The following is a 24,323-nucleotide window of genomic DNA, read 5'->3' on the forward strand; positions in this document are numbered from 1 at the left end:
AGAACCACGCCATGCACATCAGAAAAACTATCGCCCTTGCCGCGCTATTCTCCCTCTCTTGCCCGACGGTCGCTTTCGCGGCGAAGGAAGCCAAGGTTCCGCGCTGCAACGGACAGGCAAAGCGCCCTGCCAATCCCTATGGAACTGTCCTCCCTACCCTCCCATCGCGCGCAGCGGGAGGCGCTGCATCCACGGCCAAGCCGACACAACTGTTCCCGTCATCGTTATCGCCGAGCGCCAGCGGATCGACGACCGACGACAGCAATGTCCCGCCGATCAGCGCCGCGTCCCCCACCCCTGTTCACGATGGGCGGCCACAGCCCGTCTATGCGAGTTGCTGACCATGGCCATCGGAGTCAAAGATAGCGCCGAGGATCTCAAATCCTATTTCGCTGAAGCGCAAAGCTGGGACCGTGAGCGGTTCGTTGCCGCAAACCGGTCCAGGCGCTTGGCATGGATCGTCGCCGGTGCCGCAAGCGTGATCGCGCTGGTGGGGATCGGTTCGGTCGCAATGCTATCACCCCTCAAAACGGTCGTGCCTTATGTGGTCACGGTCGATCGCTCGACGGGGGCGACCGAGGTGACACAGCAGCTTCGCGGCGACAAGTCGATCACCTATGATGAAGCGGTCCGCAAATATTTCCTCGCAAACTATGTGCGAGCACGCGAAGGCTGGATACCGCAGGCTCGGCAGGAATATTTCAATCAGGTTCTGGCGCTATCCGCGCCTGAAGAACAGCATCGCTGGATCGCCTTCTACAAGAAAGACAATCCGGATTCACCGCAAAACCAGCTGACGGCCGGCGACACCGTCTTCGTGTCGGTGAGGGCGGTATCCTTCATTTCGCCCAGCGTCGCGCAGGTCCGTTTCACCAAGCGCCTCGAAGGTGATGCACAGGCGACCGAAACGCCTGCGATAGCAACCATCACCTTCGATGTGATGTCCAAGCCGGAATCCGAGGCTGGCCGTTATGCCAATCCGCTGGGTTTCCAGGTCAAATCCTATCGCGCAGATGTGGAGGTGAGCGGAAAATGAAACCCAGCATCCTGCTCGCCGCAGCCATTCTGGTCACGCCCTGCACGGCCAGCGCGGAAAGCACGCCGCGCCCAGTTCTCGCCGACCATCGCGTGCGCGAGGTCAATTATAGCGATCAGAACGTGATCGCCATTCGCAGTGCCTTCCGCATCGCGACCCAGATCGAGTTTGCGCAAGGCGAAACCATCAAGTTCGTCGCTATGGGCGATACTGTGTCCTGGGAGGTTGCTCCGGCCGAAAACTCGCTCTTCATCAAGCCGCGTGAGAGGGCTGGTGGCACCAACCTCATCGTCGTCACTGATTATGCCGGACAGAAGCGCAACTATACTTTTGCGCTCTCGGCGGTCGCGAACGCACGGGGCGCGCAAACCTTTTTCAAGGTCCGCATGCGCTATCCAGAACAGGAAGCCGCAGCCCGCCGCGAAGCCGTGGCACGCCAAAAATTGGCGCAGGTACTGGCCCAGCAAAATGGTGCGATCAAGACCGCTCTTGATCTTGGTGTGCTAGAGGGCAAGCGGAACCTTGCCTACACCGTGCAAGGATCATCTGAGATTCAACCGTCGGAAGTGACGGACAATGGTCAGTTCACCGTGCTGCGCTTTCCCAACCAGCGCGAGATCCCCGCGATCTTCACAATCAACCCCGACGGCAGCGAAGCGACCGCCTCCTTCGATGTGCGCGACGAGTTCGTCGTCATCCATGGGGTGTTCCGTCAGTTGCGGCTGCGCCGGGGTAAGGTGGTGCTCTGCATCTATAACGACAATCCCAGCTTCTACGGCCGCGATCCCAAGACGGACACCGCGTCTGAAGTGATCCAGCGCAGGACGGAGGACGAGAAGTGAACGACAAGCGGTTCGACGTCGATGCGACGCCCGACATCAATGAGATCGATCGAGAGGCCCCTGCGGTCGACCGCCCCAATCGTATCCCGTCCCTCAAAAGCGTGCAGTGGGACACGAAGAAGATGATCGTCGTAGGTGCCTTGGGGGGATCGCTCCTTTTCGCTGCCCTCACCGTCGCAGCGGGCATCGGCGGCAATGACAAGATGCCGCAGATCAAGGCCAAACCGCCTGCTCCCGACGTGGCTTATGATCCAGAAACGGTGATCGCCCCTACCCTTCAGAACGCTCCCAATGATCCCAACGCGCCCGTACACCTCACCGGCGAGCAGGTGCCTGCCATCGCCGGCGCCGGAATGGGCGGCAGCAACCCGCAAGGCTCAACGATGACCGCGGCCCAGCGCCGCGCAGCAGAAGCCCAGGAACTGCGGGACTCTGCCCGCCGTTCAACGCTAATCGCCTATAATGGCACTTCGGGTCAGCAGCTTGGCCGCAGTTTCGGCATGCCTCCCGATGAGATGCCCCAGCAAGGCGAATTACAAAGCGCAGCCAACAGCGCGACGCCGCTCGATGCCCTAAAGCGCACCTCGGCAGTGGGGCGAACCAGCGCCCGCATGATCGGCGATCGCAATTATCTTGTCACCGCCGGCAGCATCATCCCCTGCACGCTGCAGACCGCCATGGATAGCAGTGTTCCAGGCTATGCCACCTGCATCGTTCCCCGCGACATTTACTCGGATAATGGCCGCGTCGTGCTGATGGAGAAAGGCACGCGCGTGTTGGGCGAATATCAGGGCGGCCTCAATCGCGGGCAATATCGTCTGTTTGCCATGTGGAGCCGTGCCGTCACGCCGCGCGGCGTCTCCATCGACATCGCCTCGCCTGCCTCCGACAGTCTTGGCCGGGCCGGCGTCGGCGGCAAGGTCGATCGCTTCTTCTGGGACCGGTTCGGCTCGGCCTTGCTGTTCAGCATCTTGGATGATGCGTCCACGGTTGCATCGACCGCAGTAGGTCGTTCGGGTAGCAATGTGACCCAGCTACCCTCGGATTCCGCCTCGACGATCCTTCAGGACACGCAGCAGATCAAGCCGGTGCTGCGGGTTCCTCAGGGTACGGACCTGTCCATCACCGTGGCGCAGGATTTCGACTTCTCGCAAGTCTATGGACTAGCGCTGCGATGAGCATCGCCCCCTTCCGAAACACCGCCATCCTTGATGATGCGATCGCGCCCTTACGCAAATATCTCGACGATGACGAGGTGACAGAGGTCGTCATCAACCAGCCGCTGGAGGTGGCGGTTGAGCGCCGGGGTGGATGGACTTGGGGCTTTGAGGAGGAACTCACCCTTCCCCGCCTCAACATATTGGCGACAGCCGCTGCCGCCTTCACCTCGCAGGATGTGACTCGCGAGACCCCGATCTGCTCGACTGTCTTTCCGACCGGTGAGCGTGTTCAGATCGTCGCTCCGCCGGTCGCCCCGGACGGAACGGTGTCGATCACCATCCGCAAACCCTCCACCAAGACGCTGAGCTTGGCCGACTTCGAGGCCGACGGCCTTTTCACCGACACCAAAGTCGCGGCGAAAGGCAGGAGCGAAACGGAGGATCGCCTGCTCGCGCTGCTGCAAGACGAACAGCACAGCGCATTTTTCGAACTGGCCGTGCGCAGTCGGCTCAACATCCTCATTTCCGGGGCAACCGGTTCGGGCAAAACCACCTTTGCCAAAGGGCTGATCCAGCTCATTCCCGAAGAGGAGCGGCTGCTGACAATCGAGGACACCCGCGAGTTGGTCGTGCCTCACCGCAATGTGGTCCATATGACCTATAGCAAGGATGGCCAGGGCACGGCCAAGGTCACCGCCAAGGAGCTGCTGGAAAGCGCCTTGCGAATGCGGCCCGATCGCATTCTTCTGCAGGAACTGCGGGACGGGACCGCTTTCTTCTACCTGCGCAATGTGAACAGCGGCCATCCTGGATCCATCACGACCATCCACGCCGCCTCTGCCGAACTGGCGTTCGATCAGCTGACCCTGTTGGTGAAAGAGAGCGAAGGCGGCGCCGATCTCGCGCGCGACGATATTCGCTCGCTGCTGAAGATCCTGGTCGATGTGGTGGTTCAGATGAAGAAGGTACAAGGCACGTTTCGTGTGACGGAGATCTATTATGACCCCGCCGGGCGGCACGCAGCCTAATCGCGGCTTGGCGCTGGCGATCGGCACGCCGATCGCTCTGCTCCTGCTGCTGCTCACTGGGTCCATCGTCGCCTGGTTCATATTGGGCCTGCCGGCAACAGCCTATGATCCGCTGCAGATGCCACGCTTCTTCTGGTATTATCGCGGCGATCCCGTCGTTCGGCAAGCTTTGCTCGGCGGGCTGGCGGCCGGGTCACTGCTGGCCGGCCTGCTCCTCACCTGGTTCGTCACCCGCAAGCCGCCGCTGCATGGCGCAGCACGTTTTGCCAGGGAAAGCGAAATCCGCCGTCATGGCTTCCGCGGCGATGAGGGTATTGTGCTGGGCAAGAAGGCCGGCCGCTATCTGATCTTTAAGGGCAATGAGCATTGCATCGTGGAGGCACCGACCCGGTCGGGCAAAGGCGTCGGCATCGTCATCCCCAATCTGTTGAGCTGGCCCGGCTCGGTCGTCGTCCTCGACGTGAAGCGTGAGAATTTCGAGGCGACGGCCGGTTTCCGCACGAAACATGGGCAGACGGTCTACCTCTTCAACCCGACCGACCCGGAAGGTCGGACCGCACGCTATAATCCGCTATCCTATATCGACAGGGTCGATCCCGACCAGGTGATCATCGAGCTGCAGAAGATTGCCACAATGCTGTTTGTTCCGCCCGAGCGCGGCGAGCCCTTCTGGACCGATTCCGCGCGCACGGCCTTTGTCGGGGTCGGTGCCTATCTGGCGCAGTCCGACAAGCCCTTTACCATCGGGGCCATTTATCGCCTGATGACGACCGGGGATACGCGCGGTTATTTCCGTAGCGCGCTTGAGGATCCCGCGCTGCGGCTATCGACCGGATGCCGCAATGCGCTTGCCGATTTCACCTCAGGCGCCGAAAACACCTTCGCCGGCATCGTCCAGACCGTAACGTCCAAGCTCAGTCTTTGGCTCAACCCTCGCGTCGATGCCGCCACTGAAACAAGCGAATTTGACCTTCGCGCACTGCGGATGGACCCCATGTCGATCTATCTTGGTGTCTCCCCTGACGAGCTGGACAGGGTGGCGCCGCTTTACAACCTGCTGTTCCAGCAGCTGATCGATCTTAACGTGCGCGACCTTCCCGACGCGCAAACCCCAATCCAGGTGCTGGTGCTGCTCGACGAATTTGCCCGCCTTGGCCGGGCGCAAGTGATCGCGAACGCCTTTTCCTATGTTGCCGGCTATGGAATCCGCTTGTTGCCGGTGATTCAGTCGCGCTCGCAGCTTCGTGCTGTGTACGGCGAGCATGTGGCCGACGAGATTGTGGCGAACTGCGGCGTGGAGGTCGCTTTCACGCCCAAGGAGCTCAGGGTCGCCAATGAGCTGTCAGAGCGCATCGGCTATGTTGGTCAGGAATCCGTTACCCGATCGCTGACCATCCATGGCATTCTTGCCAATCGGTCCAAATCCATGTCGGACCATCGTCGTGCGCTCCTGCTGCCCCAGGAGCTGATGCAATTCCCTGCCGACGAACTGCTTTTGCTCCGCGGAGGTATGCCGCCCATTCGCGGGGACAAGATCCGCTACTTTTCTGACGCGCGCTTCACGCGGCGTCTCGTGCCGGCACCCTTGGTCGAGCCGCTCGTCAGGCCTGTTCAGGATGACGAGGAGCTGCCGCCCTGCGTTCTGCCCGACACCGGTCAGCTGGCCAACCCCGACCCTCACACCTTCGCAATGGACTGCGTCATCATATCGGATTTCCCCGACATGCTGATCGACGTCGAAACAGACCAACGCGGCCACGGTACCGTGGGCATAATTGAACAGGAGCGATGAAATGGCTGATGACCCAACGACCGCCCAGAACCAAAAGCCCGTTTCCGTCAAACGCCGGGAAATGGAGATGCCGCAGGAACTGGAGAGTCGGTTTCTGCGGGTGGGCGACAAGCTCTACCGGAGCGCGCATGACCGAAATCCGATCGCAACCGTGACGCCGGATCGGATAAAGGCCCGCGATTCCTCGGCCCTCCCCGATCTGGTCCGTCTTGCCAAGGCCAATGGATGGACCTCCATCAAGATCAATGGCGACGCGGATTTCAAGCGGGCGGCCTATCTGGCCGCCGCGGCGCAGGGGCTGGAGATCGAGGGCTACAAGCCGGACGCCAAAACGCGGGCGGCCGCCGCGCGGGATATTGCGCGGCAGGCTGGAACGGTGGTCATCAGCCCTCAGGCGGCTGATGCGCGGAAGCCGCCGTCGCAGCGAACCGGAAGCCAGGTGCGGGATAGCAAAGAAAAGCCGGATCAGCGGCTCGACCTGGCCGAACGGTTTCGTCGGCAATCGCACGCGGAAAACGCCAAGGATCCCGCGCTTCGACGCGCGCAAAGCCATGTTGCCCATGCCCTGGTCATCGCGGCAGGCAGATTTCCGCAAGATGAGGGCCGGCAACGCGGGTTCGTTGACCGGCGCAAGGAAGAGGTTGCGGCACGGATCGAACGCGGGGAGCGGATTGCTGGGGTGCAGGTGCTGCAGCAACAGAATGAGCGCCTTCGCTCGATGGAGCAGAACCATATCCTTCAGCGCAATCGTTCGCCGAGCCGTTGATTGAGCGAACAAAGGTGAACCACCAGTCTCACATGAGGATGGGGCGTAGGGGGCAGGTGGTGCAACAGCTTGTTGCACAATTGCTTCCGAGGCCCCGTCATCAAGTTTGTAGAACGGGTAAAACCTACCGATCCGCGTTCCGGTATGTCCGACAGAGCATCGAGGGTGGCCTGATCCGCAACATCCTTACAAAACGTATCCAGGACAATTTGTACGCACGCCAAGGCAGGATACTCAAAAATTTCGCCCGTGCCCTCCCCGCTCCGCAATGGGATCTCGCGCAAGCCCTCAGGGGCGCGATATGTTCGATTTTTTCCTGCCCTCGGGCCTCGAAAATCGTTATTCCCAGCCCTAGCCTAAGCGCAGGCAGTTCGCTATCTTAGCGGGGTCTGCTGTAAGAGGTTTGGATTGATAGGGTCATGACAACGACGACGGTTAAAGTCCGGCGCCAAGCGCGCGCACGCAGGGTGAAGTTTGGTGACGTTGTCATCACTGCGCCCGCACCGCAGCGCGATCTGATCAAGGCTAACATCGCTCAAAGCACTGCAGCACTGGCCCGTGCCGCGCGGCGTCTTTCTAAACCAGGTGTTGTCATTCGCGCCAAAAAGGGCGTGCCGCTATTTTCGCTTGATAGTGAGAATCCCGATGTCGTTATCAGGACTCTCGATGGCAAGACTGAACGTGGTCAATTGGTAGACGGCATATTCCACGCGATCGCTTAACTTCCCCTGTTGAGGCGCTCCAGGAAATTCGGGAAGCGCAGGAAGCCACTCAGAAGCCCCTTGCGATCGTGCTTGCTGGCCATAATGGGTCCGGCAAGTCGACGCTTTGGCGGCGCAGCCTTGCAGACGTGCTACGAATTCCGCTCGTTAATGCCGACCGGATGATGCTTTCCATCCTGCCGGAAGCCAACTCCGACGGCATACTGCCTGAATGGGCAATCTCGCTCCGCGATTCGGAGAAAGCTGGATGCGTGTCGCCCAGCAAGGCGTCCAAGCCTTTGTCGGTCATGCAATGAATGCGAATGTACCGTTCGCTATGGAAACGGTCTTTTCACATTGGCATGTCGCCGCAGATGGAACCGTCGATTCCAAAATATCACTTATCAAGGATATGCAAGCAGCCGGCTATTTCGTCCTTCTCATCTTTGTCGGCCTGACCAGCGAAAATCTCTCAATTCTTCGCGTTCAAACTCGCGTCGCCGAGCATGGTCACGCCGTCGATGAAGCCAAGCTGAGAAGCCGTTTTCCCCGCACGCAAAAGGCAATCGCTGAAGCGCTGAAACATGCCGATGCCTCACTTCTCACCGACAACAGCCGAACCGCAGATTTGGCGTTCACGGTCTGCCGCGTAGAGATAGCTGGTGAGGTCACTTTTGATTGTCGCCGCGGTGAGGGGCACGCGCCCCCAAAAGCGATTACGGGTTGGCTGGATGTGATTAGCCCACGGTTATTAGATACATAGAAATAGATTGCGACGCATCGCAGTTCGTGGGTGAGATAGCAGTACCTTCTTGCGTCGCCGTTTATCCTCCGGTGGTCCTTCCAAGATAACCGCCGGGACATTTTTTTGTTCGCCTTAGATTTTGCCGACGTACATGGGCCGCCGATCGCAAACTTTTCGCTTTTTCCGACCCATTCCTGCCGTTCGAGGCGTAAAATCCTATTCCCGACAGCAGTCATTCTCCTTTGGGTTCGGGAGGCGATAAAGCTCCTCCCTCTCGCTGGCAGGAGCAAAAACAAAATCGGCTTTGTTGCTGTATCCAAGCCTTTCGCTAGCCAATGAAGCCAGCCAGAAGGCATATAGCTAAAATGATACTTCGGGTCAGGGGGAATTGTGGGGATCGGTGGTCAGGCAGCCGCTATATGGATTGCGGGGGCGATGGGTGGTGCTTGCCTTAATCAAGCGCAGGCGGCTCCGTTGCCTCCGGAGATTGAAATCCAGTCGACCGGCGAAATTTTGGTCGTGACTGGCGAAAAATCGGCCAGATCTCTTCAACATACGCCGACAAGCGTCGCGATCACCACCAGCCGCTCCATTGCCGAGCAGAATTTGGTGACGGCTTATGATATACTGGATCGGACGCCCAACGTCGTCGTGGACGGCAACCGCACGACCTTTTCAATCCGCGGCGTCGATGCCTTCAATGTGACGGGGAGCGGCGATGGGCCGCTGGCGAGCGTCTATGTGGACGGCACAGCTATCCCCCGCCTGGCCTTGGCCTCAGGGCCGCTCGATCTTTATGATGTTGCTCAGGTAGAGATATTTCGTGGACCACAGTCCACGATCCAGGGACGTAATGCGCTTACTGGTGCCGTCATCATTAGCACTGCCGATCCCGGCTTTGAATGGATCGGCAAAGCGCGCCTACTTCGGTCCAATCAGAAACAAGAGCAGCGAGCTGGCATTGTCTTTGGCGGTCCCCTTGTCGATGATCAGGTGGCATTTCGCATCGCCGGGGAAGCGGCGCGCACCGAAGGCTTGATCCGAAACATTACGATGCACGAGCATGCCGACGGGGAACGCTCAAAATCCTTGCATGGGAAGCTGCTGTTCACGCCGCAGGCGTTTCCGGACCTTAAAATAATCGGCACAGTGCTGTATGACCGCCACCAGCGCGGAACTTTCTATAGCGAACTCGATCCGCCATATAGCCGGTATGATAGGATAACCACCGCCGATGTCCAAGACATCAAGCGTGGCACCAGCTTAATTAACAGCCTGACGGTCCATTACAGCCTCGGCGCTGAGGCTGCTCTTTCATCGGTGACCAATGTCAGCCACATTCGGTTTCGCTCAATCTCTGACGCGGATCGAACCGCCTTGCCCGGACAAGTGAGCCGCATCAATGATCCTACCCGGACGTTTCAGCAGGAATTCCGGCTGAACTTTCGTCAGGGCGGGGTGGAAGGGCTTGTTGGCGCATTCTTTCTTCGCGAGCAGCGCGCTTATGATTTTTCTGCGACACAAAGCCTGAGCCTTACAAGTCTTGGCGTGGATCGCCAGTTGCAAGCTGCGGGTCTGCCACCGGAGACGGCCAGTGCGGTACTCAATCTGTACGGTGGCGTGCTGCCCATCCGTAACAGCCTGGCACAGTCGCGGGCTACCGAAAATCTGGCTTTCTTTACTGACCTCACATTGCCCATGAGCCGTCGCTTACGCTGGCATTTGGGGCTCCGCTACGATCTTGAAAGTCAACGACGGGGATCCACACAGGCAGTCGCGCTCGACCGCCCGCTGCCTGATCCCGTCAAACTGACCGATCAGTCCCTCGCGCCTATCGCCGCTCAACTGAATGGTCTGCTGCTGGAGTTGGCTGAGGGCGCCAACAGCGCTGAGCCGGTAAGGCAGGTGCGCTATCATGCCTGGCTACCGAAGCTGGGAGCGACCTATGACATCGCCACAAATGTCGCGATCAGCGGCACGGTCAGCCGCGGTTACCGAGCTGGCGGTGCCGGCCTCAACCAACAGCGGGCCGAGAGTTATAGCTTCGCGCCAGAATTCACTACCAACTATGAGGTTGCGCTGCGCTCTACATGGTTTGATGATCGGCTTATATTGAACGGCAACGCCTATCGCACGGAGTGGAAAGACCAGCAAATCGCCGTCCAGCTCACACCTGGCTCGCTGTATGACGTTCAGGTGGTAAATGCAGGGGGATCCCGGCTGACGGGGTTCGAGTTCGAAGCACGTGCCGCGGTGACGCCGGTGCTAAACCTATATGCCGGGCTGGGGTGCACCAGCGCCAAGTTTAAAGATTTCACCACGAAACTGACAAGCGCGCTCGGTAATCTGACAGCTAAAGCTTTCCCTCATGCGCCCCGATGGACCGTTTCCGGTGGCGCGACTTTTTCGCTTCCCGAGGGCCCCTTTGCGAACGTCAACGGTAGTTATCGCAGCGCCTATTATCAGAATATAGCGGATCAGAGCGCACCAGACATTGCCGGAAGAACATTGGTGAATGCCAAGCTGGGCTGGCGGGGACGGCGTTTTAGCGCCTTCATGACCGCAACCAATATCTTCAACGTACAAAGGCCCAACCAATTTTTCATCGACGTTGACGGGCGACGGAGGGGTACCTTGAATGAACCGCGGACCTTAGGTTTGACCTTGGAAAGCCAGATTTGATGGAGGCCTCGGCAAGCGCGCAAGCAGATTGCTCGCAACATCAACCGTCGTTTCACATCGGACGCTACGGCATTAGGCATTTCACGTTCCCGTAATTTGCTAACCTTCTCGTTTTTTTCCTCAATTTTTGACTACCAACGCTAGGAGATTTCCGCCACTTGCATGGTTAATGAGGGAGTCAATCGGGAGGCGCATGTTGGACGATCGGATCACCAAATTGTCCGATGTGCAAAAACAGTGTCTTCGCCTGGCGGCTGAAGGCCACAGCTCAAAGGAAATCGCGCCGATAGTTGGTCTCACCCATCAGACAGTGGACCAGTATCTGCATCGCGCGCGTCAGATTTTGGGTGCCACGAACAGACGCGAGGCTGCCAGGATTTTCGCCGAAATTGAGCGCGCGACCCCGTTCAAGAGATTTGAATTAAAGCCAGACGACGTTGCCAGTCCGCAGATTTCTGCCATTTCCGGATTGCCGACCGAGCAAAAACAGCTTCCCGCTGGACTGCTCGGTCTTCCCCCAACCGGAGGCCCGCCCAATGACCTGAGCATACCGCATCGGCTGATCGCTATCAGCAAGATAGCCCTGTTCTTATTGATCAGCGTTCTTGCGATGACCCTTCTCGTCAAGGGAGCCTTTATCGTCCTGTCCTGACGAAAGGCGCACCTATCCAAGCTCGAACCACGAACAACGCACGTCCGACGGTCGTGCGAAGGAGATCTTATGACCGATTTCAATCCGCTTCTGGCACGACGTGTCGTTACACATCTGGGCCGTACCCAAAATGCCATCGATGGCGCGCTCAAGAAATTTTCGATGCTCACAACCGATGTGCTTGAGGCCCTGGAGGATGCCGCGATCAGCGACGCCGCGACCCAGCCAGCACTTGAGCGCCTTGCCGCGGGTTTTAAAACGATAGTGGACGGCCGGCGGGCGTTCGTCGATGCGCATCTCGAGCTGATCGAGATGAAGATGGGCTCTAATCTGCGCGACACCCCGATCGGATGCGTGCCCGGTCCGGTCTGCCCCTGGATCGAACCCGAGCAGAAATTGGAACTGCGGCAGGTTGCCTAACGCGGCCTTCAGTGCTTTGGCCGTCTCGTCTTGATGCGGGCGGCCAAAGTTCATGCTTTTGATTATGTATTGGGTAATGACGCTATGTTGCTGCCTTTATGCCGCCATCGCCGGAGGCAAAGCTGGGCGCGTGGGCGCGGCACTGATCACATTCATAACCATCGTGGGCTTTTATACCGCGCTGACGGATCAGGGTTCATGGGGGCACACAGTTTATCCGCTTCTGGCGGTAGACACCATCTGCATGATGGCCTTCCTGACCTTGGCTCTACGGAGCGATCGGTGGTGGCCACTTTGGACAACGGCCTGCGCACTCGCGACGGTTACAACCCACTTGGCATCGATAGCACAATTCGGGATTCCTCCCGCTGTGTATCACGGCCTGAAGGGATTGTGGGCCATTCCGATGCAGCTCTTCATGGTCCGGGGAATCGCTTTAGACGCCCGTTATCAACGCTCCTCCGAACTGACGGGCGCAGGCCACTCAGCCTCGTCCCTTATCTGGAAAGCGAGATGGCGACGCTAATCCATGAACAAGTCAGGGTCATATTTCTAAATAGCGAGGATGGCTGCGTACTTGGTGAGCAAAGCTGGTCCGGCACTGCGACAGAAGTGGAAGTGCCGATCGATAGGGTCGTGCGGCAGGCAATTCTGAATGGATCGGACAGCCTTCTGCTCGCGCACAATCACCCCTCCGGCGATGCCCGTCCCAGCAAACAAGACGCCGAGCTAACCCGCAACTTGGTCAAGGTCTGCAAGATGTTGGATATTCGGGTCGTGGATCACATCATCGTTTCCCGCAACGGATGCTTTAGCTTCCGCGCGTCGGGATATATGTGATTCGCTAAGACGGGTCCAACCGAGAGGTTCTGTTGGAAAAATGCGACGACCTGTGAAGGTCGCGCTGAAAAAAATTTACCTATGTTGCAATTCAGCTTAGGCAGCATATTAGGACAGTGACAAATACGGCATAACATGGCGACAGAACAAGCCCGGTTATTTTTGGACGAGACGATAAAGGAACAGCGATTAAGGTATTCTGATCTTTCTCGGCTAATCGGCAAGAACCCAGCATATATTCAGCAATTCATCAAACGCGGTTCGCCGCGCAGACTTGATGAGCAAGATCGTAAAGCGATCGCCCGCTTTCTTGGTGTTTCAGAACATCTGCTGAGCGGCATGGCCTCGTCAACTGATGCTCCCTGTTCCTCGCGAGCTCCCAAATCCGTTCCCGTACCCAGACTTTCGTTTGGTGCTTCGAGGGCAAGCGGAAAGCTGGACGTCGATAAGCGACCTACCTTGGCAATAGATAACCGTTGGCTCCGGGAAATGGGTGCTCAGCCACCTTACGTGTCTGTCCTCCGGATCGACGGAGAATCGATGGCGCCAACCCTGCGTCATGGCGACGATATAATCATTGACCATAGTGACGCGATGACGAAGCTGCGCGATGGTGTTTATGTTTTGCGCCTGGACGATGTCCTGATGGTCAGACGTATTTCGCTTGGTCCCCGACGCGGAAGCTTCTCCGTCCTAAGCGATAATCGCCTTCACCCCAGCTGGACCAATATAGACCCTGAATTGGTGACAATAGTGGGGCGAGTATTATGGGTAGGGCATACGCTGCGTTAGCACCCTTATAACGGCTACGCTTTCCTCTCCCCGATCAATCGCGCAATTCCAGAAGTTCAACCGGTGGCCGTGCCTCTTGTCCAGGCAGAGATTCAATCGCGGCACTGAGATGTGTGGCAGCTTGCGACAGACCCAGTCGATCCAACATCGCCAGACATTCATTCAATATCATGGCGATTTGCGAAACAGGCTGACCGGAGCGCGCCTGAGCGTCCGGTGCCTTTGCAGCCGTCCCCTGCAGGAAGAGGTTATTCATTTCGGCACCTCCAGATCAAATTTCAGCATATCCTTTCATGATACTCCGCCCTTTCTCCGAGAACATCATTTTCCTGTCCACAATGGTTAGATGCGGGGGCTCGAGCCTTTCAACGTGACAAACTGAACGCTTCACAAGAGCGTGGAAGGCATTAAAGTGAGCGTCCCAATACGAACCGGATAGGAAATCTGGCCAATGCCGCGTGGCACACAACATGACGAGACTGGCATATTGCTAGAGAATGGATTCTATCCCAAGTTGCAAATGGCCGACGGCGGTGCATGGCGTCTGGACATCACGCAACGCCACCGGCATTTACTCGGGCGCCCTGTTCGCGTGGTTGGCATACGGGCAGAATTTGACTTGCTTGAGGTCCAGCATATCAGCGCAATCTGATAGGTCCCAAGTCCCTCCGCCGCTCTAGCCGACAATGGAACGCACTGCGGCTGGTATAAACACCATGACCACCACAGCGATTATGATGGCGGCGATCGCGAACAGCGTTCGCGCTATGTCCTGCACGATTGCAAAACCAGCGCGCCACCGGGCTGTTGGACGGCGCGGTAGACGGTTCCCTTCTCGAGCGGGCGGTAAACAGTCGCGGCGGCCGCCTGCCCCTGGGACCCTCATTGATAGCGGCGCGGACGCGCTGCTCGACGAGCGGTGGTAGCAAGGGCGGATTAGTATCAATGGGTTGGCCGTGTTATCCGTCGGGGGAGGGGGGAGGAGTCAGAAATCGCCCTGCCCAGGTGACAAAATCATCGAACCCGTCAATATTGCTCGAATGGGGGATGATTTTGATTTTCGCAGGATGCTGAACGCTCCGCCCCGGCGGCGGCGTAGCAATGTCGTGCCGTTCCGCCGTCCAACGCGGCCGAAGAAGCTTGCACGGCCCGGCAAGCTCGGTCCACTGGTCGCCGGAGGTGTCATCATCGGCTCAGCGCTCGGCATCGCTCTCGTTCAATTCGCCGGCAGCGTGCCAAGCGGGGGGAGTGCCTCAGCTGATACCTCGCTCGGCGTGGGGTGCGTCAGTCCTCAGGTCATAGACGGCGATACGCTACGGTGCGGCGCCTCTCGCATCCGCCTTTCATCGATTGATGCGCCCGAGCTGCCAGGCCATTGCCGCCCAGGTCGCGAATGCACTCCCGGCGACCCCTATGCCAGCACCGGCAACCTGCAGTCGCTGGTCGCAGGTCAGTCGGTGCAATGCCGCCAGACCGATACAGACTATTATGGGCGAGCGGTCGCTCGCTGCTCCGTGCAAGGTCAGGATCTGTCGTGCGCCCAGGTCAAAGGCGGCTTCGCCGTCAGGCGGTACGGCTTCCTGATCTGCTGAGTAAAATGCGCATGCAGAGTGGCTGGGCAATCCTGAAACAGAGTCGGTCGACCCTTCTTTGCCGTTCAGCCGCCAAATTTTGCTCATCAGGTGCGGACCGGCAGCTATCCCAGCCGCTGTCGACCAATTCACGACCTTCAGTGGCCGTGCTGTGGATGACCGTCAGTGCCGAAAGCTATCTTTAGATGACGGAGCTTATCGGGATTTCGAACTATATAGATCGCCGCGATGCGCCCATCGCGCATGTCGAGCGCGGTCGTCTGGAGCACGTCGCCACGATCGATACTGATGTAGCCGGGCAGGCCGTTGATCATCGCGGTGCGCAGTAGCGTCGGCGCTGACGTGTACTTCCGACGCAGCCCGGCGAACAAGCGGAGTGCTCGGTCGATCCCGCGCACCACATTGCGGAAGGCGATTACCTTGCCACCGCCATCGGAATGGATCTCGACATCGCGTGCCAGCAGTGCGGACAATGCGACTGTGTCACCGTCGCGAGCAGCAGCAAAGAAGGCGCGCGCGATCCGATCGGCCTCGGTTGCTTCCACCGTGAAACGCGGTCGCGCATGCTGGACGTGTCTGCGTGCGCGCGAGGCAAGCTGCCGGACGGCGGCAGGCTCGCGGCCCAATGTTGTCGCGACGTCGGTGAGCGCCATGTCGAATACGTCGTGAAGCAGGAAAGCGGCACGCTCCAGGGGAGACAGGCGCTCCATCGCGAGCATCAGTGTGAGCGTCACGTCGTCGGCGATCGTCTCCTCTTCGTCAGTTGTGCTCATCAACGGTTCGGGCAGCCAGGCACCGACATAGGTCTCCCGGCGCACGCGGGCGGACTTGAGCTGATCAAGGCAAAGCCGAGTGACGATGCGGGTCAGATAGGCTGCCGGCGTGTCAACGCTCTGCGCCGTTGCCGCCCAACGAAGCCACGCTTCCTGCAGGATATCTTCCGCCTCGCTGACTGAACCAAGCATCCGATAGCCAAGACGCAACAGCCTTGGTCGCTCAGCTTCAAAATCGGCGAGACGTTCATCACTGTGCAGCAAGACTGTCCCCCATCGAATGTGTTCGGCGACTGCGCTTGGCATCGCGCCAGGCCCAAAGGGCAAGAACGGTCGTCAATATAGCCGGTAAGGTGACAGCAGGAAAATCCTGGGCCAGCGCACCTGTCCCACAGATGCCGACCGCCACTTCCCAGAAATGGAACAGCGCATGGCCCGCAAGCCAGAGGGCGGCGGCAGACCACAGGGGGACGCGGGCCACTGGCCGGACGACACCTGCGAGCATCGCGATTGCGACGAGCAAGAAGATCAGGCCTATGTCGCGCACGAAATGCTGGTTGAACGGACCGGTGGTGGGGACGCCGGGCACGGCGAAATACCAGTTCGCTGGTGAGATCAGCATAAACGCGCCGTTTACAGCGGATGCGAGACCGAGGACTGCGGCCAGTGCCAGCGGAAGATTCCGGTTCATACTGCGCTCTCCTGCGCTTGGGCGGCAAGCCACTCATCAAAGCACGTGCGCGCGATCTGTGGATTTTCGTCCGGGACAAGTGAGCGGTCGTCGGCGGGCGCGCCGAAATAGTCACGTTCGGCGGTGACGCTGATCCGGCGCGGATCGTCGCGGGCCCCGAGCCAGCTGGCGGTGAACTCGGCCAGCGGCGCGCGCTCCGGTCCTGCCACTTCGATGATGCCACCGGCCGGGGCAGTTGTGGCGATCTCGGCAAGCAGGGCCGAGACATCGGCGGCCGCGACCGGCTGAAGCGCGATGCCCGGCAAGTACACTATATCGTCCCGTGTGTAGCCATCCGCGATGGTGGATAGGAATTCAAAGAACTGCGTGGCACGCACGATCGTGTAGGGCAGGCCGCTGCCGACAATCAGTTGCTCCTGCGCCAGCTTGGCGCGAAAATAACCCGATGCCTGAAGGCGATCGGTCCCCACCACCGAAAGTGCGACGACGTGACGCACGCCTGCGTCGCGTGCTGCATCCAGCAAGTTGGTTGTCGTGCCGCGGAAGAAAGCAAGAGCGGCCGCGTCCTCGAACGAGGGGGCATTGCTGACATCGACCACGGCGGCGGCACCTGTCAGCGCTTGCGCCAGGCCGGCGCCAGTAAGCGCGTCGATGCCGGTGCTCGGCGAAGCGGCGAGAACCTCATGACCTTCGGCCCGCAGCAGTCCGACGAGGGGGCGACCGATCAGTCCGGTGCCGCCGACGATAACGATCTTCATGTCCATGTCTCCGATGCAGGTGTCTGCCTGCATGACGAGATGGCCGCCTCCAATGTGACATGGGACGACGGCGGGAACAAAAAATATCTGCGCCATAATGTCACTATGCACCTGCGTACCTCGTCAAGTCAGCGAGCGCCGACTCTCGGCGCAGATTACGAGGAAGGCAGCATGACCGAGATGAAGCGTTTGAACTGGTCGGAAATCGCCCCCGAAGGCGCCAAGGCCCTGTTTGGGGTCCATCATTATGTGACCAGGAAGACCGATCTTCCTGAAGAACTGATCCATCTGGTCTTTCTACGAGTGTCGCAAATCAACGGCTGCGCCCATTGCATCGATATGCACACGCGCGATTGACGTGACCCCCGCCTTTCATCCAGCTGCAACCAGAGACCGACCGTTGTTGTCGCGCAGGAGCGCGGTTGAAGCAATGGGCGGGTTTAAACCCGCCCATTGCTTTTCGAGTTCGGCGGCGAACGCCGCCGGTGTGGCATAGCCGAGCGAAGAGTGCGGCCGCTCAGTGTTGTAGTCATCGACCCAGTTGGCGAGGATCGAGCGGGCCTGACGAACCGTGAAGAACAGCGTTTCGTTGAGAAGCTCGTCGCGCATGCGGCCATTGAAACTCTCGACGAACCCGTTCTGCGTCGGCTTGCCCGGCGCGATATAGTGCCACTCGATGCCGACATCGCCCGACCAGGCGAGCACCGCGTTCGATGTCAGTTCGGTCCCGTTGTCGCTGACGATCATCTTGGGCGCGCCGCGCTCGGCGATGAGATCGCCCAGTTCGCGCGCCACCCGCTTGCCCGAGATCGAAGTGTCGAGCACCGCCCGCAAGCATTCACGCGTCACATCATCGACGATGTTGAGGATACGGAACCGGCGGCCGGTGGCGAGTTGATCGTGAACGAAGTCCAGGCTCCAGCGCTGGTTGGGAAGCGCCAGCACCGGAGCCGGCACCCGCGCCCCAACGGCGCGCCTTCTGCCCCGCCGCCGCCGAACCGTCAGCCCCTCCTCGCGGTAGAGCCGCTGGGTCTTCTTGCGGTTGATCATAATGCCATCCCGGCGGAGCAGGATGTGCAAGCGCCGGTAGCCGAACCGCCGACGCTGCTGCGCCAACTCGCGCAACCGCGACCGCAAATCGGCATCATCGGGGCGGCACGAGCGATAGCGCATGCTCTTGCGATCCGCTGAAATCACCCGGCACGCGCGCCGCTCGCTCATCCCCAACGTGATCTGGAGATGCACAACCGCCTCGCGCTGTGCAGCGGGCGTCACCACTTTTTTGACAGCAGGTCTTTCAACCCCGCATTGTCCAGCATCGTGTCCGCGAGCAACCGTTTGAGCTTGGAGTTCTCCTCCTCCAGCGCCCGCAGTCGCTTCGCGTCCGACACCTCCAAACCGCCATACTTGGCCTTCCACGCATAATAGGTCGCGCTCGACATGCCGTGCTTGCGGCATAATTCCGTGACCACCGCACCCGCCTCGGCTTCCTTCAAAATGCCGATAATCTGCTCTTCCGAAAACTGCTTCCGCTTCATTCCGTCCGTCCCTTCGTTGGATCGGACTCTAGCGCTAACTGGAGGAAAAATCGGGGGTCACGTCAGACCCTTTATTGCCCTTCGGAGGCTGATGTTCCGTTACCAGGTCCGGTCGGTCCCCATTCCGTCCGTATGCCGATGCCCCTGGTGATCGAGGAAGGCCCCGCGCAAACAACCGGTGAAAGAATGACAGTCACCAGGCGTAGGCAGCAAATGTAGCCCTTAATCAGTCGAGCGCCATCCCATAAAGAGGTTGCTGCGAATATCGGACCATGGTTTCACCTCGCAACCCAGATAAAAATGCCGAAAAGCATTGTTTCTTAACAGACATGGCTGAAAACAGTTATGTGCGAGAACATCGATTTTGGAGGATCCGACATACTCTCAGATCTCATCGATCCTGTTCGATGTGTACAAAGCCCGCACCGCTTCGTAGAAACATCTTGCACTCACGTGTGCTGAAAACGATTGGTAGTCGTCACTCTTGTCCTCGTCTGCATAATCGCAGACGCCTTTCATCACGAGCGGAAGTGGTCGTGGTTTTGCGCATCCCACCGCGGCGACGTGAATTCCGTAAGCTTCCATCTCGAGACCAGTGATGTCCCTGTTGTTGTCAAGTAGCTCGTCGAATATGCCTGCGTTCGCTACCACAGCTGCTCCAGAAGCTATGGGGGCGAAGTGCACCTCTAAGTTCCCGCGTTCAGGAGCAGGGGGGCACTCCGCTCTAATCCGCGCGAGTAACGATGGATCTGAGAAAACTTCCGCCAAGATTCCATGCAGGTCCGTATTCATCTCCAGTTGATGAGGAGATGGTCTAAAGCGAGGCCGCCCATCCTTTGAATCGATTTTTCCGCTACCCCAGTCGAACGCAGGATTAGCAACCACAACATCGCCGAGTTTGGTTTTAGAGCTTCGCCCCGCGCATATGCCGGTCATACCCAGAATGCGGGGACGGAAGGTGGAAACCATTTTCGAGGCAAGAACGGCGCTTGCAGGCATCCCCATCCTAGGAGCTGCGGCAGATATAATGGAAATCGGCCTTGTTGAGGTTTCGATAGTCCCTACTATGTAACGGGTGTGATCATGGGCCACACGCAAAGGCTGCCAGTCACATGGAAGCGACTTAACGGCTGCCCACTCAGGATCGCTTAAGGCACATATTACTGCTACATCGACTCCATACGTGGTTCCATCGCTGAAATTATCAGACCGACGAAGCGCTGACACATATTCAACCTTACCACGAACCTGCCCCTTCCACCGATCAGACTGCTCGGAGTAATGAACAAGGCTCCAAAGCTGATCCGCAAACTCCTCCCCAAATTCAGTCACCACATCATCGTACGCAGTGATACCAACCACGTACCTAGGCTTTAGGCATTCGGGATCTCTGCCGATGCGGCGAAGCAGAGCGATCCCCTCACCACGAGCGGCCGCGCCATCGTACCTTTTGGGAAGATTGATATCTAACAGCAAGATATCATATCGAGATCTCCTACACATCTCAAATGCGTCGACCGAATTATTCGCGTGGGATATGCGCTCTTCAGAAACTCCAGAGCTAACCAAAACTTGCTTTATCTGACCGAATTTAACGTTGTCGTCCTCAACCACCAAAACTGTTATCATTTCTCACCTTCGTTGCCGAAAACGACCTTATCAACTAGCAACTCAAGAGTTTGCCGCCATTCATCCACATTCGAACGATACTGAACCGTTCCGACATAATTAGGAAACCTCGACCGCAGTTCTTGCTTGAGATCGGCAAGTGTTTTGAAATCATCCTCATCACCAAACCGGTCGAATTGCGTCACGACAATTACAGGCGTTCTGACCCGCTCCCGATGCATTCTCCGCATGATCTCGCGTCCCGCAAATGCATGCGGTCTCCCTCCCTCCTCTTCCGGCGTTCGTTCGTAGTTTCTCATTGTCATATCAAGAAGAATGAGGTCAATACTGGGGTCGATTGCGGATGACTTCCCAGTATGAAGGGATTTCGCGGTAACCACGTGAAGATTTTGAAACTTATCGCTCGCCCAGCCGACGAGGTCGTTCAGCTTTTCTTCAGCATCTTCAATAATCAAAAGCCTCATACCACGACCTTATCTTTGTTGAGATAGATATCCACTCGAAACTCGCTGTCGTCGCTCAATTTTACGTCAATGGCGTAGTCGCGTCGTAGATCATGACGAAGTATCTTCCAAATCTTAGGATAGCCCGACCCTCGCTCAGTTCCGACCGAATTCTCTGCTGCTTCACTTCCGAAGTTCTTGTTCAAACCCTGTATCGTGAGTTCAAGGTCATTGCGATCGATAGAGTCTGCCAGCTGATTCGATATCGTAATCTCGAGGAAATCTGAGTTGATTGAGGCTGCCGCGTCTACGACGAGCTTTCCTTCGGCAATGCCGGCGTGGAGCGCAGCATTTTCCATCAGAAGCAGGAACAGGCGAGCAAACGATGGAAGGGTCCAGCCTGCCATCATGATTTCTTTGGCACCTCGAATTGAAGCCTGAATATCTAGGTGCGAAAAATAAGATGTGACAGTGGCTAAGCCGACATCGAAGGCGATTTGAAGGGGGTAATCTTGATATTCGTGGGATGTCGAAAGAGCGAACCAACTCGACACCCTTTCTACAGCTGCACTGACTTCGGGGCGCACCAGACTTATCGCTTGCTCGAATGCTGAACTCTGCTCAGATGTAAGTAGGCAGTCTGCCTCCCCTTGTAGTTCGTCAAGGGCGGTGTTGAAGGTTAGCAATGTCTCGTTATGCAGGCACTGCTTAACGCGATTTAAACCTAAGTCAGTGATTACCCAAAGGACTTCAAACGTACTTTTCAGAAATTCTTCGTATGTCTCGATGCCTTCTACTCTGCTCTGCAGGAGTTGGAGGTCGATATCGCTGACCGCGAAATTGAACAAACCATCAGGGTTGGCGTCACTAAAAATACGGATGCGCCGACGAGTGAGCCGCTCGATCTCTTCATCGACTCTGGCTGAAAATCGATCTAGAACTTCTTGGAACTCTTGGCGGCTGTCGCTCCCGTCCGAGAACATCCGGTCGAGCCAATATTTGTTTGGTCTATAACCGCTTTCAGTGCTGATAAGATTGGTCACCAGCGATGCTGCCACAAAGGGACCGCGGAGTTCCCTCAAAATATATCCATGTCGTACATTTGTACTTAGGTTCGCGTCCAATCCAAACAGCTTACTTGTAGCAAACTGATCGCGGATTTCACGAAACATGCGCTCGAATAACTTGTTTCGTTCAGTAATCGGAAGGGAGACTGATACTAAGGCGAGCTTACGACCGAGTGCGTCCTCAAGGCCTTTGACCAGTTCGTTCAATCCGCCTTCGGTACCCTGTTGAAGACCAATCAAGCGATATCGGTTCCAATTCTCTCGCATGGCGGTTCCCAAGGAACTCTGGATGCCATCGACATCGACAAAGATCTTACTTTGATCTAACTTGAAGCTTGTGTCCCTAATCACCTGTTTTGTACGGATTTGCTGCAACTCGTCCTGCAATGTAGGCGGCCCTGGCTTTTGCGTTTCCGCATACATGTCGACGCACCGAACGATTATGCGTGCTCGCTCATCCTCTACATCGCGCGTCGAACGAAGGGCAAAGCATTGGTCAAGAGCGTCAGGGGCCGAGGCATGATGGAAGAAATAAACCAGCCAATTGTCGTTTGAGAATCGAGCAGCATCTAGATCGGACGGTTTCTCAACGCCTTCTCGGTCAAGGAAGTCAAGGAATGCGTCATTACCCAGTTCCTCAAAATCTGCTGCGATATATCTTCCGTACAAATATATGAGGAGAACGATCGATAATCGCCCTAAGACGCGGTCCGATCTCTCAGCATCTTGATCCCATTCAGCCAGCGCGGTGACGATTCGTTCGAGCGGAAGCCGCCGCGCTAGATACGCTGATTCAAGAATTAGGTTGACGGAGACGCCGCAAGCCTCCTCAAGTTGACGCTTGCGAAGCAGTACTTCAACCAACATTAGGTTGGCTTCAAGCTTCTCAATTGATGAGGCTTCATGTGTCAGAAAATCTTGTAGAAGATGTTCAGCGCGGTCCTGGTCACCCGCTCGTAGAGCGCTGATGGCCCCTATGCGTGCAGCCCTAGCGTCGCTTACCTCTGCAGGTGCGCGCCCAGCATCATTCGAGAGACTTTGAGCTTCCCTCAGCGCTGGGCTTGAAGTGTGCTGAGAGAAAGTCGAAACGAGATACGCTGGACCTAAGCTTCCTGGCATACAGTACGCCAAGAATGGATTTTCTTCTGTTGCCCGTAGAGCAGCGAAGGTTTGCTGAGGAGTGGGTTGATGTATCCGTTCATCCCGTCGCTGGCGCCTGAGGAAAAGGTCGATGGACGACGCCCACGAAGCATTTGGGCTGGAAGTTCGAATCTTGGCGAGCCGCGCCTCAGCTTCGCTGGCGGCATCGCTCGCCGCTGTAACCGCTGACAAATCAGCTGCTATTCGCCCGAAAAGTGAGGCGGGAGACTCGCTAAACTCAAAATAATTATTGTTAACTGCTTCGACCCTGACCGCTATGATCAAGGCATCCACCGAGGCTTCTTCGCGAGCTAAGTTCGTGGCCTTAATTATCGCGGTCTCATAATCGCCTTCGCAATAGGCGTCGAGCGCAGGAATAAGCCTATGCTTCTCTTTCCTCTCAATTCCGCTAAGTACAGATACTAACCTCAGTAATTGCGTATCTGGAATTCTGCCACTGAGCGGCTTTATCGCATTTAATATGATTGCTTGATCTGTAGAATCTCCAAGAGAAATTACCGCTTGAATAATGGATATTAGATAAAAGTATCGATCAACTGGCGTAAGACCGTCGATGTGAGCTATTGCTTGGGCAGCATGTTCACTTTCTACGCTCTGCTGAAGGCCAAGAACAATGCGGACGAGGTTATATACTTGAGACTTATTTGAAATTGAGCTATCTACTAATCGCTCAAACTCCTGAGCCGACAGATTCTCCTCGCTTCTGAAGCTGAACCAAGAGACGAGGTACCTAGCGATTGTTGGAACAGAACTGTCCCGAAGTATGCTACTGGCATACTCTCTCTGCGCTACCAGTCCTGAGGCAGCCTGGATGGCGTTTATTTTTGCTTCGATCAGCCACAACGAAATGCCAAATTTCTTTTCTATTTCATCTAGTAAGCCAAGCAGCCGTTCTGATTCCGACATCAGATACAAGCGCTCGCATGTTTGCTTAAACTGAAGAAATTCTGCGATCTTTACGCTTTGTACCAGAAGAGACTGGACGGTCCATTCTAATTCAGCCTCAAACGATGATTGAACGGGAATACCACCGCGCCAAAGATCACCCGCAGACTTGGGAACTTCATTGGGCCAAATCAGCTGTCGGTATACCCGATGAGCCAATGCATGCGGCATCAGCCGTCGAAAGCGAGCTACGTCCTCAGTTAGCTTAAACGCTGCTAACCCGGTCATCACGTTACCGTGACGCCTGATCTCTGCCCGAAGCTTAGCAAA

At 57.3% G+C, this 24,323-nt stretch carries 24 protein-coding genes and 1 pseudogene; 17 read left to right on the forward strand and 8 right to left on the reverse strand.

Annotated elements, in window-relative coordinates:
• Positions 1-11 precede the first annotated feature (11 nt).
• The 14 genes from AC6JBC_RS13845 (at position 12) to AC6JBC_RS13910 (ending at position 13,456) form a co-directional block, all read left to right on the forward strand.
• The gene (locus AC6JBC_RS13845; RefSeq protein ID WP_449470328.1) at positions 12-341 is read left to right on the forward strand and encodes a hypothetical protein; all 330 of its coding nucleotides are present in this window, start codon (positions 12-14) and stop codon (positions 339-341) included.
• 2 nt (positions 342-343) lie between these two features.
• Positions 344-1,036 carry a VirB8 family type IV secretion system protein gene (locus AC6JBC_RS13850; RefSeq protein ID WP_449470327.1) on the forward strand — a complete coding sequence of 231 codons (693 nt, stop codon included), beginning with the start codon at positions 344-346 and terminating at the stop codon, positions 1,034-1,036.
• Positions 1,033-1,878 carry a P-type conjugative transfer protein VirB9 gene (virB9, locus tag AC6JBC_RS13855; RefSeq protein WP_449470326.1) on the forward strand — a complete coding sequence of 282 codons (846 nt, stop codon included), beginning with the start codon at positions 1,033-1,035 and terminating at the stop codon, positions 1,876-1,878. The genes AC6JBC_RS13850 and virB9 overlap by 4 nt, the downstream gene beginning before the upstream one ends.
• Positions 1,875-3,056 carry a type IV secretion system protein VirB10 gene (gene virB10 / locus AC6JBC_RS13860; RefSeq protein WP_449470325.1) on the forward strand — a complete coding sequence of 394 codons (1,182 nt, stop codon included), beginning with the start codon at positions 1,875-1,877 and terminating at the stop codon, positions 3,054-3,056. The genes virB9 and virB10 overlap by 4 nt, the downstream gene beginning before the upstream one ends.
• Positions 3,053-4,066 (forward strand): P-type DNA transfer ATPase VirB11, encoded by a 1,014-nt coding sequence (gene virB11 / locus AC6JBC_RS13865; protein WP_449470324.1) that lies wholly within the window; start codon positions 3,053-3,055, stop codon positions 4,064-4,066. The genes virB10 and virB11 overlap by 4 nt, the downstream gene beginning before the upstream one ends.
• Positions 4,038-5,858 (forward strand): type IV secretory system conjugative DNA transfer family protein, encoded by a 1,821-nt coding sequence (locus AC6JBC_RS13870; protein WP_449470322.1) that lies wholly within the window; start codon positions 4,038-4,040, stop codon positions 5,856-5,858. Before virB11 ends, AC6JBC_RS13870 begins: the two co-directional genes overlap by 29 nt.
• Before the next feature lies 1 nt (position 5,859).
• Entirely contained in the window at positions 5,860-6,624 is a 765-nt protein-coding gene (locus AC6JBC_RS13875; RefSeq protein WP_449470321.1) for an LPD7 domain-containing protein, read from the forward strand.
• Between the two features lie 419 nt (positions 6,625-7,043).
• Complete coding sequence (locus AC6JBC_RS13880) at positions 7,044-7,346, forward strand: hypothetical protein (protein WP_449470319.1); 303 nt, start codon at positions 7,044-7,046, stop codon at positions 7,344-7,346.
• A 211-nt stretch (positions 7,347-7,557) separates the two neighbouring features.
• Positions 7,558-8,088: a hypothetical protein gene (locus tag AC6JBC_RS13885; protein ID WP_460989842.1), complete on the forward strand. Its 531-nt coding sequence runs from the start codon at positions 7,558-7,560 to the stop codon at positions 8,086-8,088.
• 372 nt (positions 8,089-8,460) lie between these two features.
• Complete coding sequence (locus AC6JBC_RS13890) at positions 8,461-10,752, forward strand: TonB-dependent receptor (protein WP_498026091.1); 2,292 nt, start codon at positions 8,461-8,463, stop codon at positions 10,750-10,752.
• Positions 10,753-10,945: 193 nt separating this feature from the next.
• Positions 10,946-11,404: a helix-turn-helix domain-containing protein gene (locus AC6JBC_RS13895; protein ID WP_498026092.1), complete on the forward strand. Its 459-nt coding sequence runs from the start codon at positions 10,946-10,948 to the stop codon at positions 11,402-11,404.
• 69 nt (positions 11,405-11,473) lie between these two features.
• Positions 11,474-11,824: a hypothetical protein gene (locus AC6JBC_RS13900; protein WP_498026093.1), complete on the forward strand. Its 351-nt coding sequence runs from the start codon at positions 11,474-11,476 to the stop codon at positions 11,822-11,824.
• 198 nt (positions 11,825-12,022) lie between these two features.
• Positions 12,023-12,664, forward strand: a complete 642-nt coding sequence (locus tag AC6JBC_RS13905) for a JAB domain-containing protein (RefSeq protein WP_498026116.1) — start codon at positions 12,023-12,025, stop codon at positions 12,662-12,664.
• Between the two features lie 135 nt (positions 12,665-12,799).
• Entirely contained in the window at positions 12,800-13,456 is a 657-nt protein-coding gene (locus AC6JBC_RS13910; protein WP_498026094.1) for a S24 family peptidase, read from the forward strand.
• 34 nt (positions 13,457-13,490) lie between these two features.
• On the opposite strand, the gene AC6JBC_RS13915 is transcribed toward AC6JBC_RS13910, so the two are convergent.
• The gene (locus AC6JBC_RS13915; RefSeq protein ID WP_498026095.1) at positions 13,491-13,712 is read right to left on the reverse strand and encodes a hypothetical protein; all 222 of its coding nucleotides are present in this window, start codon (positions 13,710-13,712) and stop codon (positions 13,491-13,493) included.
• Between the two features lie 195 nt (positions 13,713-13,907).
• Here AC6JBC_RS13915 and AC6JBC_RS13920 point away from each other — a divergent pair, with 195 nt between their 5' ends.
• Together AC6JBC_RS13920 and AC6JBC_RS13925 are read left to right on the forward strand one after the other, a co-directional pair.
• The gene (locus AC6JBC_RS13920) at positions 13,908-14,108 is read left to right on the forward strand and encodes a DUF5818 domain-containing protein (protein ID WP_498026096.1); all 201 of its coding nucleotides are present in this window, start codon (positions 13,908-13,910) and stop codon (positions 14,106-14,108) included.
• Between the two features lie 415 nt (positions 14,109-14,523).
• Entirely contained in the window at positions 14,524-15,048 is a 525-nt protein-coding gene (locus tag AC6JBC_RS13925; protein ID WP_498026097.1) for a thermonuclease family protein, read from the forward strand.
• 137 nt (positions 15,049-15,185) lie between these two features.
• On the opposite strand, the gene AC6JBC_RS13930 is transcribed toward AC6JBC_RS13925, so the two are convergent.
• Genes AC6JBC_RS13930 through AC6JBC_RS13940 form a run of 3 tightly spaced genes read right to left on the reverse strand, consistent with a single transcriptional unit; the run spans position 15,186 to position 17,270 of the window.
• Positions 15,186-16,127 (reverse strand): sigma-70 family RNA polymerase sigma factor, encoded by a 942-nt coding sequence (locus AC6JBC_RS13930; protein WP_498026098.1) that lies wholly within the window; start codon positions 16,125-16,127, stop codon positions 15,186-15,188.
• Entirely contained in the window at positions 16,072-16,512 is a 441-nt protein-coding gene (locus tag AC6JBC_RS13935; RefSeq protein WP_498026099.1) for a hypothetical protein, read from the reverse strand. The genes AC6JBC_RS13930 and AC6JBC_RS13935 overlap by 56 nt, the downstream gene beginning before the upstream one ends.
• Positions 16,509-17,270 carry an SDR family oxidoreductase gene (locus AC6JBC_RS13940; RefSeq protein WP_498026117.1) on the reverse strand — a complete coding sequence of 254 codons (762 nt, stop codon included), beginning with the start codon at positions 17,268-17,270 and terminating at the stop codon, positions 16,509-16,511. Before AC6JBC_RS13940 ends, AC6JBC_RS13935 begins: the two co-directional genes overlap by 4 nt.
• A gap of 180 nt (positions 17,271-17,450) precedes the next feature.
• Here AC6JBC_RS13940 and AC6JBC_RS13945 point away from each other — a divergent pair.
• Positions 17,451-17,624, forward strand: a pseudogene (locus AC6JBC_RS13945) (carboxymuconolactone decarboxylase family protein); the annotation flags it as partial.
• 18 nt (positions 17,625-17,642) lie between these two features.
• On the opposite strand, the gene AC6JBC_RS13950 reads toward AC6JBC_RS13945, so the two are convergent.
• From AC6JBC_RS13950 to AC6JBC_RS13965, 4 genes are all read right to left on the reverse strand, one after another.
• Positions 17,643-18,808, reverse strand: a protein-coding gene (locus tag AC6JBC_RS13950) for an IS3 family transposase (protein ID WP_464791474.1) whose coding sequence is annotated in 2 segments (ribosomal slippage) — positions 17,643-18,547 and positions 18,547-18,808 — 1,167 coding nt in all. Because the reading frame shifts where the segments join, the coding sequence is not laid out codon by codon here.
• 384 nt (positions 18,809-19,192) lie between these two features.
• Positions 19,193-20,437: a phosphorylase family protein gene (locus AC6JBC_RS13955; protein WP_498026100.1), complete on the reverse strand. Its 1,245-nt coding sequence runs from the start codon at positions 20,435-20,437 to the stop codon at positions 19,193-19,195.
• Positions 20,434-20,901: a response regulator gene (locus AC6JBC_RS13960; RefSeq protein WP_498026101.1), complete on the reverse strand. Its 468-nt coding sequence runs from the start codon at positions 20,899-20,901 to the stop codon at positions 20,434-20,436. Before AC6JBC_RS13960 ends, AC6JBC_RS13955 begins: the two co-directional genes overlap by 4 nt.
• Entirely contained in the window at positions 20,898-24,224 is a 3,327-nt protein-coding gene (locus AC6JBC_RS13965; protein WP_498026102.1) for a hypothetical protein, read from the reverse strand. The genes AC6JBC_RS13960 and AC6JBC_RS13965 overlap by 4 nt, the downstream gene beginning before the upstream one ends.
• Positions 24,225-24,323 lie beyond the last annotated feature (99 nt).

It is taken from the genome of Sphingobium sp. RC1 (genome assembly GCF_059738765.1).